11 protein-coding genes and 1 pseudogene are annotated in these 8,968 nt (G+C 73.4%); 9 read left to right on the top strand and 3 right to left on the bottom strand.

Annotation, left to right across the window (positions count from 1 at the left end):
• The 6 genes from cysD to ACFV5N_RS20320 all read left to right on the top strand — a co-directional run.
• Positions 1-470: sulfate adenylyltransferase subunit CysD (gene cysD, locus ACFV5N_RS20345; RefSeq protein WP_385601655.1), on the top strand; the 470-nt coding region annotated here is incomplete at its 5' end.
• Positions 470-1,789, top strand: a complete 1,320-nt coding sequence (locus ACFV5N_RS20340; protein ID WP_385601652.1) for a sulfate adenylyltransferase subunit 1 — start codon at positions 470-472, stop codon at positions 1,787-1,789. The genes cysD and ACFV5N_RS20340, both read left to right, overlap by 1 nt.
• Positions 1,790-2,010: 221 nt before the next feature.
• On the top strand, positions 2,011-3,123 hold the full coding sequence (locus ACFV5N_RS20335; RefSeq protein ID WP_385601651.1) for an ABC transporter substrate-binding protein: 1,113 nt from the start codon (positions 2,011-2,013) through the stop codon (positions 3,121-3,123).
• A gap of 58 nt (positions 3,124-3,181) precedes the next feature.
• Positions 3,182-3,982 carry an ABC transporter ATP-binding protein gene (locus ACFV5N_RS20330; protein WP_385601648.1) on the top strand — a complete coding sequence of 267 codons (801 nt, stop codon included), beginning with the start codon at positions 3,182-3,184 and terminating at the stop codon, positions 3,980-3,982.
• Positions 3,969-4,868, top strand: coding sequence for an ABC transporter permease (locus ACFV5N_RS20325; protein ID WP_385601645.1), 900 nt, complete (start codon positions 3,969-3,971; stop codon positions 4,866-4,868). Before ACFV5N_RS20330 ends, ACFV5N_RS20325 begins: the two co-directional genes overlap by 14 nt.
• Entirely contained in the window at positions 4,865-5,677 is an 813-nt protein-coding gene (locus ACFV5N_RS20320; RefSeq protein WP_385601658.1) for a sirohydrochlorin chelatase, read from the top strand. Before ACFV5N_RS20325 ends, ACFV5N_RS20320 begins: the two co-directional genes overlap by 4 nt.
• Here the strand turns inward: ACFV5N_RS20320 and ACFV5N_RS20315 are convergent.
• From ACFV5N_RS20315 to ACFV5N_RS20305, 3 genes are all read right to left on the bottom strand, one after another.
• Entirely contained in the window at positions 5,650-6,168 is a 519-nt protein-coding gene (locus ACFV5N_RS20315; RefSeq protein WP_385601643.1) for a winged helix-turn-helix domain-containing protein, read from the bottom strand. The two genes, ACFV5N_RS20320 and ACFV5N_RS20315, sit on opposite strands and share 28 nt — an antisense overlap.
• A 31-nt stretch (positions 6,169-6,199) precedes the next feature.
• Positions 6,200-6,763 (bottom strand): NADPH-dependent FMN reductase, encoded by a 564-nt coding sequence (gene ssuE, locus ACFV5N_RS20310; protein WP_385601640.1) that lies wholly within the window; start codon positions 6,761-6,763, stop codon positions 6,200-6,202.
• 206 nt (positions 6,764-6,969) lie between these two features.
• A complete protein-coding gene (locus ACFV5N_RS20305; RefSeq protein ID WP_354341493.1) occupies positions 6,970-7,053 on the bottom strand; it encodes a putative leader peptide in 84 nt (27 codons plus the stop codon).
• Positions 7,054-7,388: 335 nt separating this feature from the next.
• On the opposite strand from ACFV5N_RS20305, the gene ACFV5N_RS20300 reads away from it, so the two are divergent.
• From ACFV5N_RS20300 to ACFV5N_RS20290, 3 genes and pseudogenes are all read left to right on the top strand, one after another.
• Entirely contained in the window at positions 7,389-7,871 is a 483-nt protein-coding gene (locus ACFV5N_RS20300) for a cysteine dioxygenase (RefSeq protein ID WP_385601637.1), read from the top strand.
• Between the two features lie 4 nt (positions 7,872-7,875).
• Positions 7,876-8,244 (top strand): annotated as a pseudogene (locus ACFV5N_RS20295) (rhodanese-like domain-containing protein); the annotation flags it as partial.
• Positions 8,245-8,406: 162 nt separating this feature from the next.
• Positions 8,407-8,808 carry a gamma-glutamylcyclotransferase family protein gene (locus ACFV5N_RS20290; protein ID WP_385601634.1) on the top strand — a complete coding sequence of 134 codons (402 nt, stop codon included), beginning with the start codon at positions 8,407-8,409 and terminating at the stop codon, positions 8,806-8,808.
• The last annotated feature ends 160 nt before the right edge of the window (positions 8,809-8,968 follow it).

Raw genomic sequence — 8,968 nt, 5'->3', positions numbered from 1 at the left:
GTGTGTTCTCGCTGCGCGACCAGTTCGTCGGCTGGGTCCGGCGCCGCCAGCGCCCAGAACTGTGGCAGCTGTACGACGGCCGGCACGCCCCCGGCGAGCACGTGCGGGTCTTCCCGCTCTCCAACTGGACCGAGCTGGACGTGTGGCAGTACATCGGCCGGGAGAAGATCGAACTCCCCGCCATCTACTACGCCCACGAACGCGAGGTGTTCGCCCGCTCCGGCATGTGGCTGGCCCCCGGCGACTGGGGCGGCCCGCGCGAGGGCGAGCGCACCGAACGCCGCCTGGTGCGCTACCGCACCGTCGGCGACATGTCCTGCACGGGCGCCGTCGAGTCGGACGCGGCCACCATCGAGCAGGTCATCGCCGAGATCGCCGCCTCCCGCCTCACCGAGCGCGGCGCCACCCGCGCCGACGACCAGCTGTCCGAGGCCGCCATGGAGGACCGCAAACGCGAGGGGTACTTCTGATGCCGGACACCACCTCCCTGCTGCGCTTCGCCACCGCCGGCTCCGTCGACGACGGCAAATCCACCCTGGTGGGGCGGCTGCTGCACGACTCCAAGTCGGTTCTGGCCGACCAACTGGCCGCCGTCGAGACCGCCTCCCGCAACCGCGGGCAGCGGGCGCCCGACCTGGCGCTGCTCACCGACGGGCTGCGCGCCGAGCGCGAGCAGGGCATCACCATCGACGTCGCCTACCGCTACTTCGCCACGCCCCGGCGCCGGTTCATCCTGGCCGACACCCCCGGACATGTGCAGTACACCCGGAACATGGTCACCGGCGCCTCCACCGCCGACCTGGCGGTCGTCCTGGTCGACGCCCGCAACGGGGTGGTGGAGCAGACCCGCCGGCACGCCGCCGTCGCCGCGCTGCTGCGCGTGCCCCACGTGGTGCTCGCCGTCAACAAGATGGACCTGGCCGGCTACGCCGAGCCGGTCTTCGCCCGCATCGCCCGCGAGTTCGCCGGCTATGCCGCCTCGCTGCGCATCCCCGCGGTGACCGCCATTCCCATCTCGGCGCTGGCCGGCGACAACGTGGTCACGCCCTCGGCGCACATGGACTGGTACGGCGGGCCCACCGTGCTGGAGCATCTGGAGACGGTCATACCGGCGGGCGGCGAACCCGCCGCCGGGCCGGCCCGGTTCCCGGTCCAGTACGTGATCAGGCCGCAGACCGCCGAGCACCCCGACTACCGGGGGTACGCCGGGCGGCTGGCCGCCGGGGAGCTGCGGGTGGGCGAGCCGGTCACGGTGCTGCCCTCGGGCCGCTCCAGCACGGTGACCGGCATCGACGCGCTGGGCACCGCGGTGGACGTGGCCCGCGCCCCGCAGTCGGTGACGGTGACCCTCGCGGACGACCTCGACATCTCGCGCGGGGACGTGCTGGTGCCCACCGGCAGCGGGCCGTTGCCGTCCCAGGACCTCACCGCCACCGTGTGCCATCTGCACGACCGGCCGCTGGTGCCGGGGTCCCGGGTGCTGCTGAAGCACACCACGCGCACCGTGAAGGCCATCGTCAAGGAGATCCCGTCCCGGCTCACGCTGGACGACCTCTCGCAGCACCCGGCACCGGGCGCCCTGGCCGCCAACGACATCGGCACGGTGGTGCTGCGCACCGCGGAGCCGCTGCCGGTGGACCCGTACGCGGACTTCCGCACCACCGGATCGTTCCTGCTGATCGACCCGGCGGACGGCGCCACCCTCACCGCCGGCATGGCGGGCGAGGCGTTCGCGCGCCCGGCGGCCGGCGACGGCGCGGCGGCGGACGACGAGGGGTGGGATTTCTGACCATGCCCCGGGATGTCTTCTCGACCTTCGCGAAGGAGGGCGGGCGAGTCGGCAGCGGCGCACTGGGCGCCGGGCACGGCGGGATCGCGCGATGTGCGGGCCACTGAGCACCTGAGCCGCTCGCCCCGCACCACCCTCCCGCCACCGCTCCGTGCCGGGAGGCGCCCCCGACCGCCCGGCCGTGCTCCGCGCGCCGGTCGGCCTCCCGAGAGGATTCCCCCGTGACCACCGCGCGCCGCCGCCTGCTGACCGCCGCCGTCCTCGCCCCGCTGCTGATCGGCGTCACCGCCTGCGGCTACGGCTCGAACAACTCCTCCGACGACTCCGGGACACCCGCGGCCCGGGAGGACGCCGGGGAGGCCCTGTCGGTCGACAACGTCACCATCGGCTACTTCGCCAACATCACCCACGCCACCGCCGTCATCGGCCTCCAGGACGGCGGGCTCATCGCACAGGAACTGGGCGGGACGACCTTCACCCCGTCCGTCTTCAACGCCGGCCCCTCCGCGATCGAGGCGCTCAACGGCGACTCCATCGACGTCACGTTCATCGGCCCCAACCCGGCCATCAACGGCTGGGCCCAGTCGGGCGGGCGCAATCTGCGGATCGTCTCCGGCGCCGCGTCCGGCGGTGCCTCCCTGGTCGTCAACCCGGACCGGATCTCCGGTCTGGACGACCTGGAGGGCGCCACCCTGGCCACCCCGCAGCTGGGCAACACCCAGGACGTGGCGCTGCTCAGCTACCTCGCCGACCAGGGCTTCGACGTGGACCCGACCACCGGCGCCGGTGACGTGGACGTGGTGCGCATCGCCAACGCCGAGATCCCGACCGCCTTCGAGGGCGGCGACATCGACGGCGCGTGGGTCCCCGAGCCGACCGCGGCCAAGCTGGTCAACCAGGGCGCGGTGGAGATCCTGGACGAGGCGGAGCTGTGGGAGAACGGCCAGTACGTGGTCACCCACGTCATCGCCGCCCAGAGCTTCCTGGAGGAGCACCCGGACGTGGTGGAGGCCATCATCCGCGGTGTGGTGCGCACCAACGCCTGGATCAACGAGCACCCGGAGGAGGCGAAGGAGCAGTTCAACACCGCCGTCGCCGCGCTGCCCGGCGGCAGTGAGCTGCCCCCGGAGGTCCTCGACCCGGCCTTCGACCACGTCGAGTTCCTGAACGACCCGCTGGCCGACTCGCTGCGGATCAGCGCCGAGAGCACGGTCAACGCCGGGCTGCTGGACGAGGTCGACCTGGCCGGGATCTACGACCTCTCACTGCTGAACCGGGTGCTGGCCGAGGAGGGCCTGGACCCCGTCGACGACGGCGGCCTCGGTGTCGAGTGACGACCGCCCCGGCCCGTCCGACCCGTCCGATCCGCAATCCCACCACGAGGTGAGAGCGATGGCCACCACACTCAACAAGCCGGACGCCACCACCACCGCCGCCCCGGCCGCCGAGCCGGCCGTCCGGCTCGACGGGGTGTCGAAGTCCTTCGGCCGCCCCGGCCGGTCCCAGCTCGTCCTGGACGGCATCTCGCTGGATGTCGCCCCCGGCGAGTTCGTCACCCTGCTCGGCGCCTCGGGCTGCGGCAAGTCGACGCTGCTGAACCTGGTCGCCGGTCTTGACGCGCCCACCTCCGGCACCATCACGGTCCCCGGCGGCCGGCCGGCCCTGATGTTCCAGGAGCACGCGCTGTTCCCCTGGCTGACGGCCGGCAAGAACATCGAACTGGCGCTGCGGCTGCGCGGTGTCCCCAAGGCCGGGCGCCGCCCGGAGGCCGAGCGGCTGCTGGAACTGGTGCGGCTGACCGGCTCGTACGGCAAGCGGGTGCACGAGCTGTCCGGCGGCATGCGGCAGCGGGTGGCGCTGGCCCGGGCGCTGGCGCAGGACAGCCGGCTGCTGCTGATGGACGAGCCGTTCGCGGCGCTGGACGCCATCACCCGGGACGTGCTGCACGAGGAGCTGACCCGCATCTGGTCCGAGACCGGGGTGTCGGTGCTGTTCGTGACGCACAACGTGCGCGAGGCGGTGCGGCTGGCGCAGCGCGTCGTCCTGCTGTCGTCCCGCCCCGGCCGGATCGCCCGTACCTGGGAGGTGGACATCGCCCAGCCGCGCCGCATCGAGGACGCGGCGGTCTCCGCCCTGTCCCTGGACATCACCGAACAGCTGAGGGGGGAGATCCGCCGTCATGGCCAGCACTGAGACGAAGGAGGGCACGCCCGGGGGCGGTGACCTGGCCGGCCTGGAGGCGGGCCTGGACGCCCTGGAGAGCCGGGCGGCGGACGAACGGCCGCCGCTGGGCCGGGTGCTGCTGAGCAAACTGGTGCCGCCGCTGGTCGCGGTGGCACTGGTGCTCGCGGTGTGGCAGATCGCCTACTGGGCGGAGGTCAAACCGGACTACGTCCTGCCCAGCCCGCTGGATGTGTGGGGCGCCATCGAGAAGATGTGGCTGGACGGGGTCCTCCTCGGCTACATCTGGACCAGCGTCTCGCGCGGCATCCTCGGCTTCGCCATCGCCATCGTGGTGGGCACCCCGCTGGGGCTGCTGGTGGCCCGGGTGAAGGTGGTCAGGGCGGCGATCGGGCCGATCCTCACCGGCCTCCAGTCGCTGCCGTCCATCGCGTGGGTCCCGGCGGCACTGATCTGGTTCGGGCTCACCGACACCGCGATCTTCGCGGTGGTCCTGCTGGGCGCGGTGCCCTCGATCGCGAACGGTATCGTCGCGGGCGTGGACCAGATCCCCCCGCTGTATCTGCGGGCGGGCCGGACGCTGGGCGCGCGCGGGCTCACGGCCGTGCGGCACATCCTGCTGCCGGCCGCGCTGCCCGGCTACCTCGCGGGCCTCAAGCAGGGCTGGGCGTTCTCCTGGCGCTCCCTGATGGCGGCGGAGCTGATCGTCACCTCGGCGAAGCTGGGCACCGGCCTGGGCCAGCTCATGGAAGGTTTCCGGGCGTTGCAGAACATGTCCGGGGTGCTGGCCACCATCATCCTGATCCTGCTGGTCGGGGTGGCCATCGATCTGCTGTTCTTCTCCCCGCTGGAGCGGCGGGTGCTGCGCAGCAGGGGCCTGCTGGCGAGGAGCGGCTGACCGGGGCCGCCCCGCTGCTGCTGATCGCCCACGGCAGCCGGGACCCGGGGCACGCGGCGACCGTGCACGCGCTGGCGGCGCGGGTGCGGTCGCTGCGGCCCGGGCTGCGGGTGACGGTGGGCTTCCTGGAGTTCGACCGGCCCTCGGTGCCGCGGGCGCTGGCCGGGCTGTACGCGGCGGGGATACGGGAGGCGGTAGCGGTTCCGCTGCTGCTGACCCGGGCCTACCACGCGAAGACCGACATCCCGGCCGTCCTGGCGGAGTGCCTGCCGGAACTGCCGGGCCTGCGGGTACGCCGGGCGGGGGTGCTGGGCCCCGACCCGCTGCTGCTCGCCGCGCTGGAGCGGCGGCTGGCCCGGGCGGTCCGGCCGGGGACGGCGGGCGAGCGGGCCCGGGTGGTGCCCGGGGGCCCCGCTGCCGCCGCCCGCACCGGCATCGTGCTGGCCGCCGCCGGGTCCTCCGATCCGGCGGCGCTCACCGCCGTCGGCGCCATCGCGCGGGACTGGCGGGAGCGCGCCGGCTGGGCCGCGGTGCGGCCCGCGTTCGCCTCGGCCGCGGAGCCGGGGACGGCCGATGCCGTCCGCGCGCTGCGCGCGGACGGCATCGGGCGGGTGCTTGTCGCCCCGCTGGTGATCGCGCCGGGCCGCCTCCCGGGGCGGATCGCGGCGGCGGCCGGGGAGGCCGGCGCCGACGGTCTCGCGCCCGTGCTGGGCGCCGCCCCGGAGCTGGCCGCCCTGCTGCTGCGCCGCCACGACGAGGCCGTGGCGGCGAGCGGCGCGGACTACAGCGTGGCGGGCACGTACTTGTAGCCGACCCGGCGCACCGTCACGATGCGCTCCCGGTGGGCCGCGCCGAGCTTGCGGCGCACCCGTGCGACGTGCACGTCCACCGTCCGCTGGTCGCCGACGGGGCCGTACCCCCAGATCGTCGTCACCAGTTGCTCGCGGCTGTAGACGCGGTGCGGGTGGCGCACCAGGTGGGCCAGCAGCTCGAATTCGAGGTAGGTGAGCTCCAGCAGCGTCCCGTCCACCCGGGCGGTGCGCTCCTCCTCGTCGATGGTGATGCCCCGTCCGCTCTCCGCCCCCCGGGTGGGGGCGGCGGAGGCCGGCACGGTGATCAGCTCGTTCAGCCGGGTGCCCGCGGGGGCGAGGACCAGGTAGCCGACCAGGGGTACGGAGCTGTCCACGCCTTCGGGGACAACGGTGATCGTCATGTCGGACAGATCTGACAGGGGTGTGGTCAGCTGCGGCATGATCGGCTCCTTCACGGATATGGGACGGTCGAAGCCTTGGGCGGTCATGGCGTGGGGGCCTTTCGGAAGGTCACTGAGGTCACTGCGGCGAGAGCGCCGAACCGGCGGCGGTGGACGCGGGGAGCGCTTCGATGAAGGCGTCGATCGCGTCGAACAGGCGCAGTTCGGCCTCGGGACGGATCTGCGCGGATCCGTCGGGGCGGCGGGCGATGTCGTCCTCCAGCTGGTAACAGCCGCCGACCACGTGCCGGGCGCGCAGGGCGGTGAGCACCGGGCGCAGCGCGTAGTCGATGGCCAGGACATGCGCGTAGCTGTCCCCGGTGGCCAGCGGCAGCACCGTCTTGCCGGCCAGTCCCGACCGCGGCAGCAGATCGAGAAAGGTCTTCAGCAGGCCGGTGTAGGCCGCGGTGTACACAGGGGTGGCGACGATCAGCCCGTCCGCGACGGCGACATCCTCCAGCGCGCGCCGCAGCACGGCGCCCGGCCGGCGGATGCCCAGCAGTTCCTGGGCCGGCAGTTCCCGCACCACCAGGTGGGCCGCGTCGAATCCGGTGAGCGAGAGCCGGTCGATGGCGTGCTGCACCAGTGCGGCGGTGCGCGATTCCCCGGCCGGGCTGGCCGATACCGCGAGAATGTGCGTCATGAATCACTCCGGGAGCATCGGAAAACCGGAAAAGGGACCGGGAAAGGGATGAGGAACGGCAGGGCAGGGCGACACGGTGGCGCGATGTCCGATGCGAGCCGCGGAAATGACGGGTTGCCGCCCGTCGGCGGGTGGTGATTCAACAACGCGGCTGGTGCCGGGGATTCACGGCCGCTGCGGGCCCGAGGAGGTCAGCTGTGCTGTGTTCAGTGGCCGTTGGCACAGATAGCGCTGGCCTGCCGTCGCAGATCGACGTGCAGGCGCGTCACGAGAACGTCAGCTTGACTCACAGTACGTGAGCTTGCCAGCAACCTCTCGCCGCCGTCAAGGTATTGCCGCCGCGTCTCAATTGCTGGAACGCCGGCAATGCGGCGGGGGCCGTATTTCGCCGGATGACGGTCGTGAAAACGCGGATGCCCGCTTGACCGGGGCGCCGACGGGCTGTCAATGTGGCCGGCATGTCGACCGGCAAGCGCTTCTTTTCCAGGCAGCACGTGGACTTCGTCCGCGTGGCCAGCGCGCTGTGTCGCCGCGGCCGTCCCTGACGGTCGCGCCCGGTGTCAGCCGTGGGCGCGGCGTCCCGCCATTTCCGCCCCGCATCCGGCACCGCAGAAGAGGTCGCGCCATGTCCGTTTTCTCCGCTCCGCCCCGTTCGCCCGCCGACCCGGGCGCCCCGTACACCCCGGCCCGGCTGGCCGAAACCGCTCGCAGGTTCGCCGCCCGCCCCGCGTCCTGGCGGCCTCTCGCCCGGTTCACCTCACCGGAGCGCTGGTACCACCGGCTGCACCGGGCCGAGGGGTACGAGGTGTGGCTGCTGACCTGGCTGCCGGGGCAGGGCACCGAGATCCACGACCACGGCGGCTCCGCCGGGGCGTTCACGGTGGTGGCGGGCGCGCTGAGCGAGGAGACGTTCCCGGGGACGCGGCACCTCCCGGTGGGCGGGCTCCGGTCGTTCGGGCCGCGCCACATCCACCGGGTCAGCAACCGCGGAACGGAACCGGCCGTCAGCGTGCACGCGTACGGACCGGCGCTGACCTCGCAGACCTCCTACCGGCTCGGCGCGGACGGCGCGCTGCGGCCGGACCGTACCGAGACGTTGGACGACTGATCCCATGACGACGATCGACGCACATCTGGCGGCCGTCCGCGCGGACCTGGAGCGGCTCCACCCGCACCAGGCGCAGGCGGCGCGGGAGAAGGGCGCCGTGCTGGTGGACACCCGGCCCGCCTTCCAGCGGGACGCGGACGGCACCATCCCGGGCGCGCTCGTGATCGAGCGCAACCACCTGGAGTGGCGCTGCGATCCGGCGAGCGGTGCTTCGGTGCCGGAGGCCACCGACCGCGACGTGCACTGGATCGTGGTGTGCGACGAGGGGTACGCCTCGTCGCTGGCCGCCGCCTCGCTGCGTTCCCTGGGGCTGCGCCGGGCCACCGATCTGATCGGCGGCTTCCAGGCGTGGCGGCGGGCAGGGCTGCCCGTGGAGGTCTCAGACCCGACCGGCGATTCCCCCCTACGCGGCGACACGCAGCTCAACCACCGGCCGGGTCCCTCTCCCACCCCGGCGGGTCCGTCATCGTAAATGGTACAGACCGATTACCGCCAGTGGGCGGTCTGATACGCACCGGCCATGCAGGATGAGGGCATGTCAGGTGAGCCCGAGCGACTGCCGTTCTTCGTCTACGGAACCCTGCGCGCCGGGCAGCGCCACTACGCGTGGGCGCTGCGCGGACACACCGGCCGCGAGGAGCCGGCCGTCCTGCCGGGCGCGGTGCTGTACGAGGGCCCCGGCTATCCGTACGCGGTCGGGGTGCCCGACGCCGGACGGCTCGTCCACGGCGAGCTGATGCACATCCGGCCGGAGCGCTTCCCGGCGGTCCTGGCCACCCTGGACCGGCTGGAGGGCCCGGACTACGAGCGGCTGACGGTCCGGCTGCCCGGCGGCGCCCGCGCCTGGACGTACCTGGCCGCCGAACCCCTGGCGACCCGGCTGCGCGCCACCGGCACCCCGGTGCCGGGCGGCGACTGGCTCGCCCGGGGCGGCTGAGTCCCCTTAGCCTGCGGCGGTGGACAGACATCCGATCACCGACGGCGGGCCGCTCCTGCGCCCGTGGGCCGGGAGCGATCTGCCGGCCGTCCGGCAGGCTTTCGCGGCCCCGCTGATGGAGCGGCAGTTCGACGCACCGCTGCCGGGAGGGGTCGTGGAC

The organism is Streptomyces sp. NPDC059853, from assembly GCF_042731495.1.
Classification (GTDB): domain Bacteria; phylum Actinomycetota; class Actinomycetes; order Streptomycetales; family Streptomycetaceae; genus Streptomyces.
The sequence above is the reverse complement of the archived record's forward strand: the minus strand, read 5'-3'. Positions and strand labels throughout refer to the sequence as shown.

Bases quoted from the DNA above. Each gene is read 5' to 3' on its own strand.
- ACFV5N_RS20340 (WP_385601652.1), top strand. From the start codon at position 470: ATGCCGGACACCACCTCCCTGCTGCGCTTCGCCACCGCCGGCTCCGTC.
- ACFV5N_RS20330 (WP_385601648.1), top strand. From the start codon at position 3,182: ATGGCCACCACACTCAACAAGCCGGACGCCACCACCACCGCCGCCCCG.
- ACFV5N_RS20325 (WP_385601645.1), top strand. From the start codon at position 3,969: ATGGCCAGCACTGAGACGAAGGAGGGCACGCCCGGGGGCGGTGACCTG.
- ACFV5N_RS20315 (WP_385601643.1), bottom strand. From the start codon at position 6,168: ATGACCGCCCAAGGCTTCGACCGTCCCATATCCGTGAAGGAGCCGATC.
- ssuE (WP_385601640.1), bottom strand. From the start codon at position 6,763: ATGACGCACATTCTCGCGGTATCGGCCAGCCCGGCCGGGGAATCGCGC.
- ACFV5N_RS20300 (WP_385601637.1), top strand. From the start codon at position 7,389: ATGTCCGTTTTCTCCGCTCCGCCCCGTTCGCCCGCCGACCCGGGCGCC.
- ACFV5N_RS20290 (WP_385601634.1), top strand. From the start codon at position 8,407: ATGTCAGGTGAGCCCGAGCGACTGCCGTTCTTCGTCTACGGAACCCTG.